We start from the raw sequence: 18,548 nt of genomic DNA on the forward strand, positions 1-18,548 counted from the left end.
AATCGGGGACATTTGATAAAGTGTCCCCGATTATCTATCTCCCGCTCACATTGAGCTCAATTTACTTCTTCAAGTTCTTTCTTTCGTTCCACAACGCTCTTTTTCCTGTCGAGATAGTGCGTGTGGAGAAGCTCATGGGATATGTGGCTAAGCGGGTGCTCAAGATATTCCTCGTAGATTTTCTTGATCGCCGGGTTTTCATGAGATTTTCTGATAGGCATGTTTTCATCAATTTCGTAAATAGCCTGCATTCTTCTCTCAAGATAATCTGGTCTGGTGGATTTGGGCTGTCCTCCACCACCAATGCAACCACCTGGACAGGCCATAATCTCCACAAAGTCATAGTAAACCTCACCAGATTTTATCTTATCCATGAGTTTGACAACATTTGCACCACCGTGGGCAACAGCAACTTTCAGAATCTTTCCATCAAGGTCAACCTCAGCCTCTTTGACTCCCTCAAATCCACGCACAAATTCAAAATCGAGCTTCGGCAGTTCTTTGCCGGTGTAAAGCTCATAAGCCGTTCTGAGAGCTGCTTCCATAACACCACCGGTAGCACCAAATATTACAGCGGCACCGGTAGATATGCCAAGAGGAGTATCGTATTCTTCTTCAGGAAGTGATTCATAAGGAATCTTTTTCATCTTTATCAATTTTCCTAATTCTCTAGTGGTTATAACAGCATCCACAGCAACATGCCCTCTAACCAGCAATGTTTCGCGCTCTGCTTCGTCTTTCTTGGCTGTACATGGCATTACGGAAACGACAAATATATCTTTTGGATCTTTGCCTATCTTTTTGGCGAAATAGGTTTTGATAAGAGCACCGAGCATCTCATGTGGAGACTTGGCTGTGGAAAGATTTTCTCTGAATTCAGGATAGAGTTTCTCCATCAGGTTAACCCAGCCGGGACAACAGGAAGTGAACATGGGGAACTTACCGCCTTCCTTTATCCTCTGAAGAAGTTCGGATCCCTCTTCCATAATCGTGAGGTCAGCAGCAAAGTCTGTATCGAAAACATAGTCAAATCCTAACTTTCTAAGGGCTGCAACCATCTTACCCGTGGAGATCGTTCCCGGTTCTTCACCGAATTCTTCACCGAGAGCTACACGAACAGCCGGAGCTGTCTGCACCACCAGAACTTTTTCATGCTTATACAGTTCTTCGGCTACACGTCTGAAATCCATTCTCTCCGTGATTGCTCCAACCGGACACACCGTTGCGCACTGGCCACAGTTGATACAATCCGTAGCAGCTATTGGAGCTCCAAGCGCTGGGACTGGTATAGAATGATATCCCCTTCCTGCCACAGAAAGAATAGAAAGTCCTTGCAATTCTTTACAGGCACGGCCACATCTTCCACAAAGAATACACTTGTTCATGTCCCTGAACAAAGAAGGGCTGGACGTGTCGTAGGGTATATTTCTGAGGTCCTTCGGGAACATATCCTTGATATCGTATCTGTAAATGAGATCCTGGAATTCACAGCGCCCGTTTGCATCACATGTCATACAATCATTGGGATGGCTGGAAAGCAGTAAAGCCAGATTGAACCTCACGGAGCGGTTCACGCGCTCCGTATTCGTTCTTATGACCATCCCATCAGTAACATAGGTAGCACACGCTGGAGAAAGGTTGCGTGCTCCTTCGATTTCAACCATACAAACCCTGCATGCTCCCACGATTGATAGCGCCGGATGATAACACAACGTTGGGATTTCGATACCAATTTCACGACATACTTCGAGGACTGTTCGATTTTCTTCAACCTGATATTGTTTTCCGTTGATTGTAACGGTAACTGGCACCCAGAAGCACCTCCATTCGGCAACGTAAACTCACAGTTATTGTGAATTTTCTATCAAGGTTATTCTACCATATCATTCTATGAAGTTACAATGTATAAAGTTAAAATTTTCTCCAAACTAAGAAGGGAGGTTCGGTAGAACCTCCCCCACAACTTCCTGTTATTACTTCACAATAATGTTAATTATTTTGTCCTGGACGTATATAACCTTTCGTATCTCTCCTTTATTGAGGTAGTGCGCAAGCCTTTCATCGCCTTTTATCTTCTCTATAACCTCATCTTCCGAAGCTTTCTGATGAATTTTTACTTTTCCACGCATCTTACCGTTTATCTGCACCGGAATCTCCACATCCGCCATAGAAAGGTACTTGTCATATCCTGTGGGCCATCCGGCATTCAATATAGTTCCTTTGCCGCCCTTCATTTCGTGTATTTCCTCACAAATGAAGGGTGCAAAAGGAGCAAGGAGTTTTGCCAGATCCACAACCAGCTGCCTTTCTATGCGTTCTTCTTTAACAGCCTCATTTATAAATTCCATAATGGCAGCGATAGCCGTATTGTACTTGATATTTTCAATCGAATACTCCACCTTTTTAATGGTCTCTGCCATCTTGATCTTTAGCTGGAGAGAACTTTCACCCTCGGGTTTGTTGGCAACCTCCCATACCCTGTTGAGGAAACGTTTGATGGCATCCATTCCGCTGTCCCTGAAGTCACCGCCTTCAAGGAAGCTTCCCATAAACATAAGGTAAGTTCTTAGCGCATCAACACCGTGGGTATCGAAATAGTCGTTTGGGTTGACGATGTTTCCCTTTGATTTGCTCATTTTCTCCCCATCTTTGATTATCAGACCGTGGCCCCTGAAGGATTTGAATGGCTCTTCAAAGTGGAGAATTCCGAGATCATGAAGTGCCATGGTAATGAATCGCGCGTACATTAGATGTAGGTTTGCATGTTCGTTACCTCCGATGTACATATCCACCGGAAGCCATTTTTTAGCCAGCTCAGGATCGAAAGGTCTATCCTGATCGTGTGGTGATATATACCTCAAGAAATACCATGCCGAGTCAAGGAAATTATCGCTGACATCTGTCTCTCTTTTAGCCGGACCACCACATTTAGGACAGGTGGTATTGACGAACTCCTCATTCCTCGCCAGAGGGGACTTTCCGCTGCCATCCGGGATATAGTCGTCCGTTTCGGGAAGCAAAACAGGCAGATCCTCTTCAGGAACAGGAACGATACCACATTTATCACAGTATATTATTGGGATTGGTGGTCCCCAGTATCTCTGCCTTGAGACACACCAATCGTGAAGGTGATAGGTGACGGCCGATTCTATCTTCTCGTGCACACTGTCTATATTGGCGATAAAATCCTCGCTCTTCCAGCCTGTATATGGACCGCTGTTTATCATTATCCCCTTCTCAGTGTAGGGCAAATCCTCAGGATCACACTCGATAACCTGCTTGATTTCGAGCCCGTATTTTTTCGCAAAAGCGTAGTCCCTCTCATCATGTGCGGGAACAGCCATTACCGCACCGGTACCGTATTCCACAAGCACGTAGTCACCAACCCAGATAGGAATTCTTTCACCAGTGAGCGGGTGAATAGCATAACTTCCCGTGAACATACCAGTTTTAGGGCGCGTCTTGGACGTTCTGGTAGCGACGTCCATCTTCTTAACGCTCTCAAGGAATTCTTCAAACTGCGAAAATTTATCTTCTTTTATGAGTTTTTTAACCAACTTGTGTTCCGGAGCTAAAGTAAGGTAAGTAACACCATAGATCGTGTCTGGCCTCGTGGTGAATACCTCTATCTCAATATCGGAATTCTCAACCGGGAAACGGATCTTTGCCCCTTCAGATCTCCCAATCCAGCTACGCTGGATATTCTTTGTGGTTTCGGTCCAATCGAGTTTTTCCAGGTTTTCAAGGAGGCGGTCAGCGTATTTTGTGATCTTGAAGAACCACTGGCTCATCTCCCGCTTCGTTATTTCAGTGCTACAACGTTCACATTTTCCGTCTATAACCTGTTCGTCGGCGAGAACCGTCTTACACGAAGGGCACCAGTTGACCTCGGAGTTTTTCTTCTCTGCGAGCCCGGCTTTGTAGAGTTGAAGGAATATCCACTGGGTCCACTTGTAATATTCGGGTGAAGAGGTGTTGACTTCACTGCTCCAGTCATAGATATTCCCGATCTTTTTCAGCTGCTCATCCCTGAAGTATTTGATACTTTTGGGTGTGAGCTTTGCAGGGTGCTCGCCAACTTTTAGAGCGTAATTTTCACTGTGGATACCAAAAGCATCAAATCCTATTGGTTCAAAAACATCGTAGCCCTGAAGCTTTTTATAACGCCCGTAAACGTCTGAACCTATAAAAGAATACATATTCCCTATATGTAACCCGGAAGCCGAAGGATACGGAAACATCATGAGGTTGTAAAAGGGTTTTTTCGCGTTTTTCAAATCAACCTTGAAAGGCTCTTCTTCCTCATAATACTTTTGCCACTTCTTTTCTATCGACTTGAAATCGTACATACTTCGTACCCCTCCCTAAGCTGGTCAAATAATAGATTTCCGACCGAGAGCAGTTTTCAAAATTATAGCACAGCTCGCACTTTTTTCCACCACAGATACGACTACAATCCATTAAATCCTGTTGTTCACAATCGCTGTGAAGCTTCATCTTCTTCGTGTAACCTTTTCAAAAATCTGAGCTGGATTGCATATGAAACAAGGCAAAGAAGGGCTGTCATTACCCCAAGGCTCTTTAGATCAGGCCAAAGTTCAAGAAAGAGCCCTCCGATCAACGGGCCAAAGCCAAAGATGATGCCGACCATCGCTTCGTGTATCCCGCCCTGCTTTCCGTGATCATTTTCCTGCGAGCTGAGACCGTAAAAAATTGCGAAGGTGTAGGGAACTGCATAGGTAACACCCGCGAGAAAAGCAATCAGGAAAAACACCGCGGGAGATGGGGAAAGGAAAAAGCTCGCAGCGGTTACAGGAAAGACGGCCATCAAAAGGAATGAAAAACCGGGATTTCCAACCCAGAAACGGAATAGAGTCAAAAGAACGAAACTTAGGAACACTCCTATGTTTGCCCCCACAATAAAGAAGCCGACCTTTTCTAAAGGCAAATTGTAGAAACTCAAAATTTTTGGAAATAGAGCCAGAACTGCCGAATAGATAATTCCGGCTATAACAAAGGTAAGTCTATAAGTTTTCCTGTATAAACGGATTCGGGGAAAATCTATTTTCGCCCTTGTATTCAAAAGTTTTGGACTGTAAGGGCCAGGAAGGTGGTCCCCGTACTTTCTAAAGTGAGAGTAAATGAGAAAGGCAGCGAGAAAAGATAATACCATCCCATAAAGAAAAACAAGAAAGGATAAACGTTCTATCAGAAAAGGACCGAAAGCCATACCAAAAATGTTTCCGATGCTCCATGAGAGCGTAAAACGCATCGTTGTGGCAACAGGGCTAACGCCCTCGGATTTTTCGCGGCTTGAGATAAGACCCTCAATACATGGGAAAAATATTCCGAAGAACAGGTTCATAACGACAACGAATAAAAAGAGATGCCATACCTGAGACCATAGAAAACCAACGGGTAAAAATAATCCAAAGAGCACCATGCTTACAATCAGCAGCAGTTTGAAACCTATCTTATCACCAAGTCGACCGAAGGTAAGCGTTGAAAGAACGTAGACGATTGAACCGAGAAAATTCAAAAGGCCAATCGAAAAATAGGGGAGTTGCCAGGACGCGGCTACGGTATTGATGGATGAGGCCAACAAATAAAGAAGGACAGAAAAAAGTCCCGCAAATATATTGAATCTGTGTATGTATATTCCTCTGCCGTTTATTAACTCCAGCCTCCCTTTCCAAAGAAGATAAACTTAATAAAACCGGGAGGCCATGATGGCCTCCCGGCAAATCAGAAACAATTCTAATTATTCTCCAAAAATAAGGCGGTGAAGTTCAGCTTCTGCCCAGGCAAGACCTTCGTCTATGGTTCTCTTGTTGTTCATAACGTCACCGACCATCTGTCCGATGACACTTCTGACTTCATACCATTCTGCGATGTTAGGATCGGTCGTTCCCTTGGGAATCTGGTTGATTGGAACCATGGCTTCGGGGTGCTGTTTAACGTACTCTTTCCACTGAGCTGTTTCAAGAGCCGTCTTAACAGCGGGCATGTAACCGGTCTTGACTGACCAGTAAGCCTGAATTTCTGGGCTAATGAGGAATTTCATGAATTCCCAGGCAGCTTTTTTCTGTTCTTCACTTGCGGTGGAGAACATGATGAGGTCTGTTCCGGCAAAGGGTGGAGCTTGAGTCTTCCACAACGGAACAGGAGCCCATGCCCAACCGTGTTTACCGGTTGAAGCTCTTTCAACATAGGGTTTACTGGCGATGGTCTCGATGAACATCATGATTTTGCCGTCGCCGAAAACACCATCAAGATAACCACCCTGGGTGTAAGCAATCTTGTATGTGTGAACCATGTCGTACATGAACTGGAGAGCTTCCTTGGCTTCAGGGGAATTGATGGTTATTTCGATGCTACCATCGTCTTTAACTTCGATGATCTTTCCCTTGTTTGCCCTGAGGAATACAACGAAGTGGTCGATGGTTGTTCTGAAACCAAATCCAAACTGATCGATTTCTCCATCGCCGTCTTTGTCTTCTGTAAGCATCATAGCATCGAAGAAGAGGTCTTCAACGGTTTCAGGCGGACGGAGCCCGTAAGCCTCGAAGGCATCGGTGTTGTAGTAAAGAACATATGTACTCTTGTTGAACGGAAGGGCGTAAACTGTGTCTCCCCATGTGATCATCTTTTTGAAAGGTGCCCAGATAGCGTCCCACTGTTCTTCAGTAAGACCGTAATCTGGATTCTTTATGAAGCTATCGAGTTCCTGAACAACGCCTCTCGGGATGAGCTTGGCTGTCCAGTTTCCGTAAGCCTGAGAGAGAACCGGGAGATTTCCAGACTCAGCACTTGCGAGAAGTTTCTGAGACAATGCCCCGTAGTTACCAACGTAAATTGCTTTCACTTCGATATCGGGATGTGTTTCATTGAAGAGGTTAACGATTTCCTCGAGGGCTTTACCATGTCCACCGCCCATGGCATGCCAGAACTCGACTTCAATCTTCTCAGCCATGGCAAAAATGGACAATGCAAGTACCATGGTAATGACAAGAAGTAGCTTTTTCATACCCCTTACCTCCTTTGTTGAAGTGGCATTGCGCCAACTATTATAGCATTATTTCTTTTCCCCGCAAAATTTCCCTAACCTTGATTAAGAGCTCTTGAGGCGAACCAGTATTGTCTATCGCTATGTCTGAGTATACTTTATAATTTTCCAGCTCTTTCTGCGAATTAAGAATACTGATAGCGCGTTCGCGAGGTATCCCTCTGCTAGCGAGTCTCTTAATTGCAACCTCATCAGGGCAATCAACCCAGATGATCAGATCGCATAATTTGCCCAATCCGATCTGATGGATCAACGCTCCATCGATCAGTACGTATTTCTTCCTGGTTTTTGAAATGATCTTTTTCACTTTTTCTTTTATTAGTGGATGCACAATACTGTTGAGAAGCTTGAGTTTTCGAGAATCTTTGAAGACTATTTCACCGAGTTTTTTTCTATCGATCTTCTTTCTGCTGTTATCCAGTATCCCGGAACCGTACGTAAGTACAAGCTGGCTTTTGAGCTCCTTGAGAACCTCGTGGCCCAATCTGTCGAGATCTATCACCTTTGTTTCAGGACCGGAAAGAAGTGAAACAAGCAAAGACTTCCCGCAGCCGGCTTTTCCCGTAACGCCTATGATTTTCATCAGAGTACCTTCTGCCCCTTTTCTATGGCTTTTGAAACGGCCGCTGCTATTTCGCTGTTCGTTGAACCGATTGCCTCTTTCTCTTCCGGCGACAGAACGACAACATCGGCTTCCAGATCATCAAGGCTCTGGAGAACTTCTATGACCTTTTCTGGTTCCTGAGAAACTATTACATAGAAAGGTACTTCGTCTCCTTCTAAATGGTAGAATTCCTCAAGTTTATACTCTTTAAGGCATTCCACCAGATAATTAACCATATCGTTCATAATTCGAACCTCCACTTTTTCTCAGAAAACTTGCCGGCAAAGGCTTCGTACCCTTTTCTTCCCATGAGCGAATAGGTGATCTTTTTTCCAAGCTCGACGCCGGGCTGATCGTAAGGATTTATGTTGAGCATTGCCCCCATTACAGCGGTCAGAAGCTCATAATATATGATAAACTCTCCAACGCTGGATTCTGACAGTTCGTCGAATCTCAACGTGAGATTCGGTACACCGTTTTCAGTCAGTGCCATGGCCGTACCTTCCTGTTCTGAGTTGAGAAGCTCCGATAGACTTTTCCCACCAAGATACGACAGCGCTTCAATTTCAGAATGAAGCTCGGGAATCTGTAAATCCCCCGGGAATTTCTCAAGCTTTAAAAAGGTGACTATCTTATCCTTGGGCCCCTCGTTGTACAGCTGAATCTGTGAGTGCTGATCCACAGCACCAAGGGCCTTTACCGGAGTTTGACCGGTATTAACCACATTTCCATCCAGATCGTACTTCTTTCCCAACGATTCAGCCCACAGCTGCCTGTACCAGTCCGCAAGAAGGTAAAGCTGATTCGAGTAAGGCATCATAACAGAGATGCTTTTTCCATCTTTCAGATAAGAATAATGGAGAAGCGCGTTTACCAGAACAGGATTGGTATCGGCACTGCTCTCAGAATAACGTTTGACACCGTTACGAGCGCCTTCATAGAGCTTTCTTATATCTATTCCTTCAGCCATGGCAGAAAATAGCCCAACGGGTGTCAACACACTGAAACGTCCGCCAACATCCTGAGGGATAGTCAGTGTCCTTATGCCTTCTTCTTTCGCTATCTGCCGCAAGACTCCTTTCTCAGGATCGGTGGTGAAAATCAGGTGTTCGCTTATATCTAATCCTCGCTTTTCGAGTATTCCTCTCACCACGAGATAATTCGCCATGGCTTCAGCTGTCGTTCCGGATTTGGAAATAACGTTAAACAGCGTTCGGTCAAGATCGATCTGTTCAATAACGCTGCCAACAAAATGCGGATCAACATTATCAACGACAAATACCCTGAGATTTCCTTCTCTTTCTTCCTCGCTCAGAAGGTTCCAGTTCATGGGCTTCAAAGATGCATGAAGTGCAAGGTTACCGAGAGCCGAACCACCGATTCCCACAACAACAAGCGTATCAAAGTTTTTTACCCAATCCTTCAGGGCTTCAACCTCATCAAGATATTCATCGGTTTTGAGGATCCTCAGAAATCCCGGCTCTGATTCGATTACATCCAAAAGAGATCTTTTGGCGAATTCCCTGTTATTAAAAACCTCATCCTTTGAAAGACCTGTTCCTAGATTCTCTTTAAAGGCGAAGGAAAAATCAAACTTTAGCATATAGAACCTCACCTCAATAGGTTATGATGCTTCTCACTTCATAACCTGAAAGTTTCTTTCTTGGTTCAAGGAAGGAAAGTTCGACCAGAGATACTATTCCGCTGATGGTCCCCCCAACCTTTTCTACCATCTCTGCTATAGCTTTCATCGTTCCACCGGTTGCCAGAACGTCATCCACGATCAAAACCTTATCGCCTTCTTTTATTGCATCTGTATGCATCTCGAGGGTCGCCGTTCCATACTCGAGTGAATATTCCACAGATACGGTTTTGTAAGGGAGTTTTCCGGGTTTTCTTATAGGAACAAATCCTTTTTCAAGTTCAAGTGCCAGAGGTGCCGCAAAAATGAAACCACGGGCTTCCGGAGCAACGATGAGATTAAACTCAAAGTCTTTTACAAGTTCTTTCAAACTTGAAATACAAACTTTGAAAGCACCGGGGTCTTTTAACATCGGGGTGACATCTTTGAAAATAATTCCGGGTTTTGGAAAATCAGGAATGTCGCGTATAAAGTCTTTAAGATTCACACTATCTCCTCCCCTTAATTCTCTACCAACAAAGCTTATTTTAACACAAGGCAAAATCCATTTTTTATAGTTGCATGTTATAATCCAAGTGAAATAAATAACATAAATAATAACATAGCCCTATCGTATAAGAATTTACTCAAGGAGGTGCAGGGTTTGTCACACGTTGGTTGCGAGGATCATGAAAAATTATACACCCAATTGAATGAGTACATAGACCAGGTAAAAGAAGAACCGGGTGTGCTCATCAACGTTCTTCACAAAGCTCAGGAACTTTTTGGTTACCTCTCTGAAGAACTCCAACAGCATGTTGCTGATAAGTTAGGTGTGCCTCTCAGTCAGGTACATGGAGTCGTGACGTTCTACAACTTCTTCACCACCAAACCGAAGGGGAAACACCAGGTCAAAATCTGCCTCGGAACCGCTTGTTACGTTAGAGGGGCAGATAGAATTCTCGAACGCTTCAAAGAAGAACTCGGGGTGGATTTAGATGAACCCACAAGTGACGGCCTTTTTTCCTTACACGGTGTAAGGTGCCTCGGCGCCTGCAGTATGGCACCCGTTGTTCTCGTTGGGGAACGCGACTTTTATGGTAAAGTAACACCAGATGAGGTTTCAGCGATAATCAAAAAGTACAGGGGGGAGAAGTAATGGCAAAGATCAAGAGCCTCGAAGAACTCATGAAAATAAAGGAGAACGCACTGAAAGAATTGAAAATGAGGGACTCTGAAAAACGCGGAAAAATTATCGTGGCCATGGGTACCTGCGGAATCGCTGCTGGTGCCAAAGAAACACTGAAAGCCATCGTAGAAACTCTTAACGAAAAAGGAATAGATGATATAGCTGTTGTTCAGTCCGGCTGTTTCGGGCTCTGTGACGTCGAACCTACGATCGAAGTACATATGGAAAATTCTGAGCCTATCATCTACGGCCATGTAACCCCGGCACAGGCAAAGAGAATAATAGAACAGCACGTTATTGAAGGAAAAGTTGTAGGCGATCTCATAGTGAAGCGTGGAGAACTCTAAGAAGAGGTGATTTAAGTGCCCACAGTAGAAAACACGATCCTTATCTGTGCAGGTGGAGCCTGTATTTCGGCCGGTGAAAAAAGTGTCAAAGACGCTCTTCAGGATTTGTTGAAAGAATATGCTCTTGATTCTGTCGTTAAGATAATTGAGACAGGTTGTATGGGCGCCTGCGACCTTGGCCCGATAATTATTGTTTATCCCGAGGGTATTTTCTATCAGAAACTCACCCCGGAAAACGTTAGAAGGGTCGTCGAGGAGCACCTCCTGAAAGGCCGTATTGTTGAAGACATGCTCTATAAGGGCGAATTTGGCGAGGTTAAAGCAAAACCTCAGGAAGAGCTACCGTTCTTCACCAAGCAGGTTAAGATAGCAACGAGAAACCTCGGGGTCATCGATCCGCTCTCGATAGATGAATACATAGCCCGTGATGGTTATTTTGCTCTCCACAAAGCAATCAAAGAGATGACACCGGAAGAAGTAATATCTGAGGTCAAAAAAAGCGAGCTGCGCGGTCGCGGCGGCGCTGGATTTCCAACAGGCTTGAAATGGGAATTCGTTAGGAAGGCAAAGGGCGATATTAAATACGTCATCTGTAACGCAGATGAAGGAGACCCTGGAGCCTTTATGGACAGAGCTATTCTTGAAGGAGACCCACACAGCGTCGTCGAAGCCATGACGATAGCCGCTTACGCGGTGGGGGCTCAAAAAGGATTCATTTACGTAAGAGCTGAGTACCCTCTGGCTATCGAACGATTCTCTAAAGCCCTTGAAACTGCACGCGAATATGGTTTCCTGGGAAAGAACATACTTGGAACCGGGTTTAGCTTTGATATAGAAATCAGAATTGGTGCCGGTGCCTTTGTTTGTGGAGAAGAAACTGCACTTATAAACTCTATTGAAGGTAAACGCGGTGTTCCAAGGGTAAAACCTCCATATCCAGCGACTTACGGTCTCTGGGGCAAACCCACCCTTATAAACAACGTTGAAACTTATGCAAATATAGCCCCCATCATTTTGCACGGTGGCGACTGGTTTGCTCAGTATGGAGTCGAAGGCTCGAGAGGAACAAAGGTCTTCGCTCTGGCAGGTAAAATAAAGAACACCGGGCTTGTTGAAGTGCCCATGGGAATTACCCTCAGAGAACTTATATATGAAATAGGCGGCGGCGTTCCAGATGGTAAGAAACTGAAGGCGGTCCAGACTGGTGGCCCAAGCGGTGGGTGTATCCCCGAAGAACATCTCGATACTCCCATAACCTATGACAACTTGAAGAAACTTGGGACGATTATCGGTTCTGGCGGAATGATAGTTATGGATGAAGATGATTGTATGGTTGACGTCGCAAAATTCTTCCTTGAGTTCACCGTTGAAGAGTCCTGTGGCCAGTGTACCCCATGCCGCGACGGTACTAAAAAGATGCTTGAGATACTGGAGAAGATCACCGCTGGTGAAGGAACTGAAGAAGATTTAGAGGTTCTCAAAGAACTTGGAGAACACATAATGAAGACCTCTCTATGTGGGCTCGGACAAACAGCGCCACAGCCGGTGGTTTCAACGATGAGGTATTTCTGGGACGAATACATTGCCCATGTAAAAGAGAAGCGTTGTCCAGCCAAGCGCTGCAAGGAACTCACCAGAGTTGTCATAGATGAAGAGAAGTGTGTGGGATGTACCGCGTGTGCCCGCGTGTGCCCGGTGAACGGCATAATTGGGGATATAAGGAAACCCCACAGGATAGATCCAGAAATATGTACGCGATGCGGAAGCTGTATCGAGGTTTGTAGATTCGACGCTATAAAGAAGGTTTCTCCATAAATTCTCCTGCAAAACCCCACCGGGGTTTTGCAGTTTTTAGTTATTAATAGTGGGTGAAAGGAGGAGCATGAATGGCTGTTGAGGAAGTGAAAGAAACGGTCGCCAGTATATATGAAAAAGTAATGAGCGAAAGCCTTGAAAAGGGTGACATCCTGATAAATACGCTTCATGCCATTCAGGATTATTATGGAAATTACATACCATTGGAAGCTACCGAAGCTTTGAGAGACATTATGGGAATCCCTCTGTCAAAGATCTACGAGGTCCTCACCTTCTACACCATGTTCTCAACAGAGAAACGCGGTAAGTACATTATACGCGTTTGCAAGAGCCTTCCATGCCACGTAACCGGTGGAGAGAAGGTTGTAGAAGCACTGAAAGATACCCTTGGTATCGATTTCGGTAACACGACCGAAGACGGTTTGTTTACACTTGAAGAAAGCAGCTGTCTGGGGTTGTGCGGTGTGTCCCCGGTAATGATGATCAATGATGAAGCTTACGGAAATCTGACTCCCGATAAAGTAGAAAAAATCATCAATGAAATACGCGAAAAGGAAAGAAGTGATGCCAGATGAAACCGATTACTGTGCTGGTCTCGGTGGATTCAAACAGCGTTTTGCTCGGTGCGAGGCACTTCAAGAATCATCTTGTGGGTCTGGTGAAGAAATATAACCTGGACGGTATCGTTGAGGTGCTGGAAACAGGAAGCTTTGGGCGCTACGACGAAGGTGCTCTATTCCTGCTTCTACCAGACAACATCTTCTACAAAATAAACTCTGAAGCAGACGTGGAAAGATTTGTTGAAGAGCAGCTTTTGAAAGGCCGAAGGGTTGAAGATCTCATTGTAGAAGAGCTTGAAGGATCTGAAACCATCGAAGCCCGAACGATCACGAAGGAAGAGCGTATCGTTCTGAAACGTGCCGGCGAGATAAACCCGAAAAACATAGATGAATACATCGCTTTCGATGGTTATCAGGGTCTAGCAAAAGCCCTTCAAATGAGCCCTGAAGACGTTATAAAAGAAGTAAAGGAAAGCGGGCTCAGGGGACGTGGTGGAGCCGGATTCCCCGCAGGATTGAAATGGGAGTTCACATACAAGGTTGATGCTAAAGAGAAGTACGTCATATGTAACGCCGATGAAGGTGAACCTGGTACCTTTAAAGACAGATTGATAATGGAAGGTGACCCCCACTCTGTTATAGAAGGTATGGCCATCACCGCGTACGCTGTTGGCGCGAACAAGGGGTACATCTATATCAGAGGTGAATACTTTGAATCAGTCAACAATCTGAGAATTGCCATTTCCCAGGCCTACGATTACGGATTGCTGGGTGAAAACATATTGGGCACCAACTTCTCCTTTGACCTATCAGTTAGATTAGGTGCGGGTGCATACGTTTGTGGTGAAGAAACTGCCTTGATCGAGTCAATTGAAGGCCATGCTGGAAGGCCGAGATTGAAACCACCGTATCCACCGGTGAAAGGCCTGTACCAGAAACCAACCGTAGTCAACAACGTTGAAACCTTCGCGAACGTTCCGTGGATAGTCCTCAACGGCGCGGAATGGTTCCGTTCTATTGGAACGGAAAGTTCACCCGGTACCAAGGTGTACTCACTCTGTGGAAACCTCGTTAGAAGAGGAATCACGGAGGTACCTATGGGAACCACGGTCGCAGAACTGATCTACAAACATGGTGGCGGAATAGCCAACGGAAGAAACCTTAAGATGGTTCAAACTGGTGGCGCTGCTGGTACTTTCATAAAACCAGATGAAATAAACACGCCACTGGATTTCAATTCTTTTAGAGATTACGGTGTCGCACTTGGTTCAGGTGTTATTCTGGCTGTTGATGACACTCACTGTGCCGTTGACGTGGCTCTGAACCTGATGGAATTCTTCGCTCACGAATCCTGTGGCAAATGTTCACCTTGTCGTGAAGGTACAAAACTCATAGTCAATATTCTCAAAGAAATCAGCAAAGGTCGCGGAACAAAAGAAATGATTGGCCAGCTTTATGACATAGCTGAAACGATGCAGAATTCGGCATTTTGTGGCCTTGGCCAATCCGTTCCGGTACCTCTCAGATCCCTGCTTGATCGTTTCAGGGATGAGATTGAAGCCCATATTGGCGCCGAAAGCTGTCCTGTGGGTGTTTGTAAGTTCGAAAAGAAAAAGAAGAAAAGAAAATAATCTTTCCGTACAACTTTTTAACAAAAGAGGTCGGACTTCCCGGCCTCTTATTTTGATATAATACGACAAGTATGTCTGGAGAAAAAAAGTACGATTTACCTGTTTTTTTACTGATTTTATCCATAATTGTGGGACTTGCCGCAATTATATGGTATATGCCTACTAACCCAAGGATCCTTACCGGAAAACAAACCGAAAAGATCCGGCGTCTTTCGGTTTTGTATAATGCTGGTCTGAATTCGGATTGTGGGGCAATCCTATCCAATGAATCTTACGATTATGATGACAGCGTCCTCGAGGCATATCGCTACTTCTTCGGAATAAACCGGAAACCAATCGTGATGCTAGCAGGAATTAAAACAGTCGATAACAAAGGAAAGAAAATATTTTCGTCCAATCCCGTCATAGAATCGTACGTCAACAAAAACATGAGAAAGGTTATGCCAGAGCTTCGCAAAAGGATAGAAAGAGCTGTTCTTTCTTTGAACAGTTTTTCAAAATCCGATACGACATTCAAAAAAAGAATAGCACAGGAGATATATCACGCGATTATGGACTTCTCCAGCGCAAAGGTTGCGTTGACGATCAATAATGAAACCATAGATCTTGACCTTTCAAAAGTCGATCCATATCTTGTGGCTTCCATAATGCTCGTAGAATCGATGATGAACCCATACGCAGTGGCTGAAGAGAGAAGCATTAAACAGGATTTCTCCGATACTATATACTCGCGAGGCTTGATGCAAATCTACGAAACAACCTTCTGGCAGCTCAAGAGCTGGATAAACAATTCTGAACTCGATATGACCGTAGATGATCTGTGGTCAATAAGGAACAATATTTTTCTGGGAATGGTGTACTTGGCGTACGCCCAAACTTTGATCGAAAGGTAGATATTATGTTTGATTGGCATACTTCCAAAGTTGTTTATCAGATTTTCCCGGATAGATTCAATATAGGCGATGGAAAAACAGCCAAACAAAAGGAAAATGAAGGCCTCTATCCGCTTCCAGGCCAGAGAACGGTTGATTGGAAGGAAAAACCAAAAAGAACCGGTGACAGAACCCAGCAGCTTCTATTTTGGGGTGGAGACTTAAAAGGAATAACAGAAAAAATCGATTACATAAAGTCGCTTGGAGCCGAAATAATTTATCTCACTCCCATCTTCTATGCCCATACGAACCACAAATACGACACCATAGATTTTTTCAGGATAGACCCTGCCTTCGGAACACTCCAGGATTTCAAGGAACTCTGCGAAACCGCTCACCAGAAGGATTTAAAAATAATCCTCGACGGTGTTTTCAACCATGTGGGGTTTGCTTCAAAATGGTTCAACGGATTGAACCTGTTTCCTGAAAAAGGAGCCTACCAATCCCCGAATTCTCCATATCGGGATTATTTCTACTTTTCGGGAGATAAATATAGGAGCTGGGTAAACTCCGGTTCTTTGCCAGAACTCAACCTTGATAACCCGGAACTCCAGGAGATCCTGTTTACCGGTAAAAACTCGGTGGTAAAGTACTGGCTAAAGCAGGGTGCAGATGGCTGGCGAATTGATTGTGCACACGATATAGGAAATCTCAACCACATAATAGTTGAAGCAGCAAAAAGTGTTAAACCTGATGCACTCATAATTGGTGAGGTCTGGAATTATCCAAAGGGCTGGAACGAATTCGCAAGGCTCGATGGCATAATGAACTACCATTTCAGGTCCCTGGTGATAGATTTGCTGAAAGCGGACATGCCGGTTGAAACAGTAGCGAAAATAATGAAAGATACCGTTGAGGACTGCGGTATTGATTATCTCTCAAAGTGCTGGAATATGCTCTCCTCACACGATGTCCCGCGTTTGTCAAATCTTTTCGACAACGAAAGAGATATTCGACTCGCTATCGCTCTCCAATTCAGCTTTCCAGGAGTTCCAATGATCTACTACGGAGAAGAGCTTGAGATGACCGGCGGAGAGGATCCTGAAAACCGCGATGCGATGCGATGGGAAAATCTGAGCAACTCACCAGAACGGCTTAACTTCTACAAGAAATTGACTGAAATACGCAAGAAAAAAATTGCCCTACAAATAGGAAGCTTTGGCATTCTCTATACCTCGCAACCCGACAGGACAATCGTATTCAAACGCTCGACGGAAAGAATAGACGATCTGCTACTGATAGCTTTTAATCTTTCCTTTGAAAAGGTTCAATTCAAAACCTACATAAATGAAAGCACTTTAATGACGGGAACTCTTTTCAGGGATCTGTTCACCGGCGAAACGTTCCGAACGGACGTGTCGAACATCACCCTCCAGGTTGAACCACGATCCTTCAGAATTCTTGAGCCCATTATCGAAAGAGTCCCGGACAGGTACACACCATATAAGAGGGTGTAGCACTGTGAATAAAAGAGTTACCGCAACACTCCTGCTGGCAACTACTGCCATCATCTGGGGAGAATCATATCTTTTTACAAAGGTGGCTGTAGAAAGCATGCCACCAATGACCCTTGCGCTCTTCAGGTTTATCGTGGCTGTGGCTGTTTTTATTCCAGTACAAATCAAAAAAGGCGTGTGCCCGAAAAGAACAACCAAGCAACGCTTCAATATCGCGATGGCCGGGTTTTTCGGGGTTACCCTTTATTTTCTTTTCGAAAACTACGGGTTGCGCCTTACAAGCGCTTCAGACGCTTCTCTGCTGGTCTCATCTGCCCCGATTCTAACGATGATCCTGTACGACATCCTACACAGAAAATTCGATGGTCTCGAATATTTAGGGAGTACCATTGCCTTTATAGGAATATCCATAGTGATTTATGGCGGGCAATTCTCTGAGGGTTCAAGCGTGCTGGGAAATTCCCTTTCATTTCTCGCAGCGCTTTCATGGGCAGGTTATACGTACTTTTTCGATAAAGTGAAAGACTCCTCCATAGCTACGATTGTACAGCTGATGGTGTGGGGTATAGTTTTCATCACGCCCTTCAGCATTATAGAGGTCTTCTTTTTGAAAGATCCGGTGATTTTTTCAGTAGAAGCTGTTTCAGGAGTACTGTATCTGGGAATACTGGCATCCGCCCTTGGATACCTGATGTGGGGAAAGGGAATACATCTCTGGGGAGGAAAAGCGGCCACCCTCTGGGTGTACACAATCCCCGTTTTCACCATCTTAGGCGACATCATATTCTTGAAACATCGCCCTTCGCTTTTCTTCTACGTTGGCGCATTACTGGTAGGAATGGGAATGTCTATCGCTATATGGCGTCAAAGGAAACACCTTCAAGTTCAAGAAGAAAACGCTTCCACTCAAGGCCTGCACTGAACCCCCCGATACCTCTCGCTGAAACAACCCTGTGACACGGAATGACAATGGGCAGCGGGTTGCGCTTCATAATCTGTCCAACAGCCCTGGCAGCCCCCGGGCTTCCTGCCGCTTTTGCAACCTCACCGTAGGTGACAACCCTTCCAAAAGGAATCTCCTTAACGTACAAAAGAACCTTCTTTTTAAACCCGGCATAAGGCAAATACAGTGGAAAGTCAAAGGTTTTTCTGCACCCTTCGAGGTATTCCTGGATTTGCGTGGTAAAAGGAGGCAGAGACTTTGGAGCCAGTTTGCTGTCAAACACAAGCTCTATCCTCGAAAGCATTCCATAATCAGCATGCAAAAGAATAGCACCTATCTCCGTGGTTACAACTCCAAGCTCCGTGGCCATCACCTCTAAAAAA

Annotated in this window: 17 protein-coding genes; 8 read left to right on the plus strand and 9 right to left on the minus strand. The window is 44.8% G+C overall.

The window, feature by feature from the left end; translation table 11 throughout:
• Positions 1–56: 56 nt before the first annotated feature.
• The 8 genes from KOLE_RS00890 to KOLE_RS00925 all read right to left on the minus strand — a co-directional run bounded on the left by KOLE_RS00890 (position 57) and on the right by KOLE_RS00925 (position 9,799).
• Complete coding sequence (locus KOLE_RS00890) at positions 57–1,811, minus strand: NADH-dependent [FeFe] hydrogenase, group A6 (RefSeq protein ID WP_012744686.1); 1,755 nt, start codon at positions 1,809–1,811, stop codon at positions 57–59.
• A gap of 162 nt (positions 1,812–1,973) precedes the next feature.
• A complete protein-coding gene (gene leuS / locus KOLE_RS00895; RefSeq protein WP_012744687.1) occupies positions 1,974–4,349 on the minus strand; it encodes a leucine--tRNA ligase in 2,376 nt (791 codons plus the stop codon).
• A gap of 125 nt (positions 4,350–4,474) precedes the next feature.
• A complete protein-coding gene (locus tag KOLE_RS00900; RefSeq protein ID WP_148207959.1) occupies positions 4,475–5,683 on the minus strand; it encodes an MFS transporter in 1,209 nt (402 codons plus the stop codon).
• Positions 5,684–5,761: 78 nt separating this feature from the next.
• Positions 5,762–7,027 (minus strand): ABC transporter substrate-binding protein, encoded by a 1,266-nt coding sequence (locus tag KOLE_RS00905; RefSeq protein ID WP_012744689.1) that lies wholly within the window; start codon positions 7,025–7,027, stop codon positions 5,762–5,764.
• Positions 7,028–7,067: 40 nt separating this feature from the next.
• A complete protein-coding gene (gene coaE / locus KOLE_RS00910; RefSeq protein WP_012744690.1) occupies positions 7,068–7,649 on the minus strand; it encodes a dephospho-CoA kinase in 582 nt (193 codons plus the stop codon).
• Complete coding sequence (locus KOLE_RS00915) at positions 7,649–7,915, minus strand: hypothetical protein (protein ID WP_012744691.1); 267 nt, start codon at positions 7,913–7,915, stop codon at positions 7,649–7,651. Before KOLE_RS00915 ends, coaE begins: the two co-directional genes overlap by 1 nt.
• Positions 7,912–9,273 carry a glucose-6-phosphate isomerase gene (locus KOLE_RS00920; RefSeq protein ID WP_012744692.1) on the minus strand — a complete coding sequence of 454 codons (1,362 nt, stop codon included), beginning with the start codon at positions 9,271–9,273 and terminating at the stop codon, positions 7,912–7,914. The genes KOLE_RS00915 and KOLE_RS00920 overlap by 4 nt, the downstream gene beginning before the upstream one ends.
• A gap of 13 nt (positions 9,274–9,286) precedes the next feature.
• Positions 9,287–9,799 carry an adenine phosphoribosyltransferase gene (locus tag KOLE_RS00925; RefSeq protein WP_012744693.1) on the minus strand — a complete coding sequence of 171 codons (513 nt, stop codon included), beginning with the start codon at positions 9,797–9,799 and terminating at the stop codon, positions 9,287–9,289.
• A 156-nt stretch (positions 9,800–9,955) separates the two neighbouring features.
• Here KOLE_RS00925 and KOLE_RS00930 point away from each other — a divergent pair, with 156 nt between their 5' ends.
• The 8 genes from KOLE_RS00930 to KOLE_RS00965 all read left to right on the plus strand — a co-directional run bounded on the left by KOLE_RS00930 (position 9,956) and on the right by KOLE_RS00965 (position 18,144).
• Positions 9,956–10,450, plus strand: coding sequence for an NADH-quinone oxidoreductase subunit NuoE family protein (locus KOLE_RS00930; RefSeq protein WP_012744694.1), 495 nt, complete (start codon positions 9,956–9,958; stop codon positions 10,448–10,450).
• Positions 10,450–10,827, plus strand: a complete 378-nt coding sequence (locus KOLE_RS00935) for a (2Fe-2S) ferredoxin domain-containing protein (RefSeq protein WP_012744695.1) — start codon at positions 10,450–10,452, stop codon at positions 10,825–10,827. The genes KOLE_RS00930 and KOLE_RS00935 overlap by 1 nt, the downstream gene beginning before the upstream one ends.
• A 15-nt stretch (positions 10,828–10,842) precedes the next feature.
• On the plus strand, positions 10,843–12,642 hold the full coding sequence (nuoF, locus tag KOLE_RS00940) for an NADH-quinone oxidoreductase subunit NuoF (RefSeq protein ID WP_012744696.1): 1,800 nt from the start codon (positions 10,843–10,845) through the stop codon (positions 12,640–12,642).
• 71 nt (positions 12,643–12,713) lie between these two features.
• Entirely contained in the window at positions 12,714–13,217 is a 504-nt protein-coding gene (locus tag KOLE_RS00945; protein WP_012744697.1) for an NADH-quinone oxidoreductase subunit NuoE family protein, read from the plus strand.
• Complete coding sequence (nuoF, locus tag KOLE_RS00950) at positions 13,214–14,833, plus strand: NADH-quinone oxidoreductase subunit NuoF (RefSeq protein ID WP_012744698.1); 1,620 nt, start codon at positions 13,214–13,216, stop codon at positions 14,831–14,833. The genes KOLE_RS00945 and nuoF (KOLE_RS00950) overlap by 4 nt, the downstream gene beginning before the upstream one ends.
• Before the next feature lie 71 nt (positions 14,834–14,904).
• On the plus strand, positions 14,905–15,726 hold the full coding sequence (locus tag KOLE_RS00955) for a transglycosylase SLT domain-containing protein (protein ID WP_012744699.1): 822 nt from the start codon (positions 14,905–14,907) through the stop codon (positions 15,724–15,726).
• A gap of 5 nt (positions 15,727–15,731) precedes the next feature.
• Entirely contained in the window at positions 15,732–17,222 is a 1,491-nt protein-coding gene (gene aglB / locus KOLE_RS00960) for a cyclomaltodextrinase (protein WP_012744700.1), read from the plus strand.
• Positions 17,223–17,226: 4 nt separating this feature from the next.
• Positions 17,227–18,144 (plus strand): DMT family transporter, encoded by a 918-nt coding sequence (locus KOLE_RS00965; protein ID WP_012744701.1) that lies wholly within the window; start codon positions 17,227–17,229, stop codon positions 18,142–18,144.
• On the opposite strand, the gene KOLE_RS00970 is transcribed toward KOLE_RS00965, so the two are convergent.
• Positions 18,077–18,535 carry a methylated-DNA--[protein]-cysteine S-methyltransferase gene (locus KOLE_RS00970; protein WP_012744702.1) on the minus strand — a complete coding sequence of 153 codons (459 nt, stop codon included), beginning with the start codon at positions 18,533–18,535 and terminating at the stop codon, positions 18,077–18,079. The genes KOLE_RS00965 and KOLE_RS00970 overlap by 68 nt on opposite strands.
• Positions 18,536–18,548 lie beyond the last annotated feature (13 nt).

The organism is Kosmotoga olearia TBF 19.5.1, from assembly GCF_000023325.1.
Classification (GTDB): domain Bacteria; phylum Thermotogota; class Thermotogae; order Petrotogales; family Kosmotogaceae; genus Kosmotoga; species Kosmotoga olearia.

Bases quoted from the DNA above. Each gene is read 5' to 3' on its own strand.
- leuS (WP_012744687.1), bottom strand. From the start codon at position 4,349: ATGTACGATTTCAAGTCGATAGAAAAGAAGTGGCAAAAGTATTATGAG.
- KOLE_RS00905 (WP_012744689.1), bottom strand. From the start codon at position 7,027: ATGAAAAAGCTACTTCTTGTCATTACCATGGTACTTGCATTGTCCATT.
- coaE (WP_012744690.1), bottom strand. From the start codon at position 7,649: ATGAAAATCATAGGCGTTACGGGAAAAGCCGGCTGCGGGAAGTCTTTG.
- KOLE_RS00915 (WP_012744691.1), bottom strand. From the start codon at position 7,915: ATGAACGATATGGTTAATTATCTGGTGGAATGCCTTAAAGAGTATAAA.
- KOLE_RS00920 (WP_012744692.1), bottom strand. From the start codon at position 9,273: ATGCTAAAGTTTGATTTTTCCTTCGCCTTTAAAGAGAATCTAGGAACA.
- KOLE_RS00935 (WP_012744695.1), top strand. From the start codon at position 10,450: ATGGCAAAGATCAAGAGCCTCGAAGAACTCATGAAAATAAAGGAGAAC.
- KOLE_RS00945 (WP_012744697.1), top strand. From the start codon at position 12,714: ATGGCTGTTGAGGAAGTGAAAGAAACGGTCGCCAGTATATATGAAAAA.
- nuoF (WP_012744698.1), top strand. From the start codon at position 13,214: ATGAAACCGATTACTGTGCTGGTCTCGGTGGATTCAAACAGCGTTTTG.
- KOLE_RS00955 (WP_012744699.1), top strand. From the start codon at position 14,905: ATGTCTGGAGAAAAAAAGTACGATTTACCTGTTTTTTTACTGATTTTA.
- aglB (WP_012744700.1), top strand. From the start codon at position 15,732: ATGTTTGATTGGCATACTTCCAAAGTTGTTTATCAGATTTTCCCGGAT.
- KOLE_RS00970 (WP_012744702.1), bottom strand. From the start codon at position 18,535: ATGGCCACGGAGCTTGGAGTTGTAACCACGGAGATAGGTGCTATTCTT.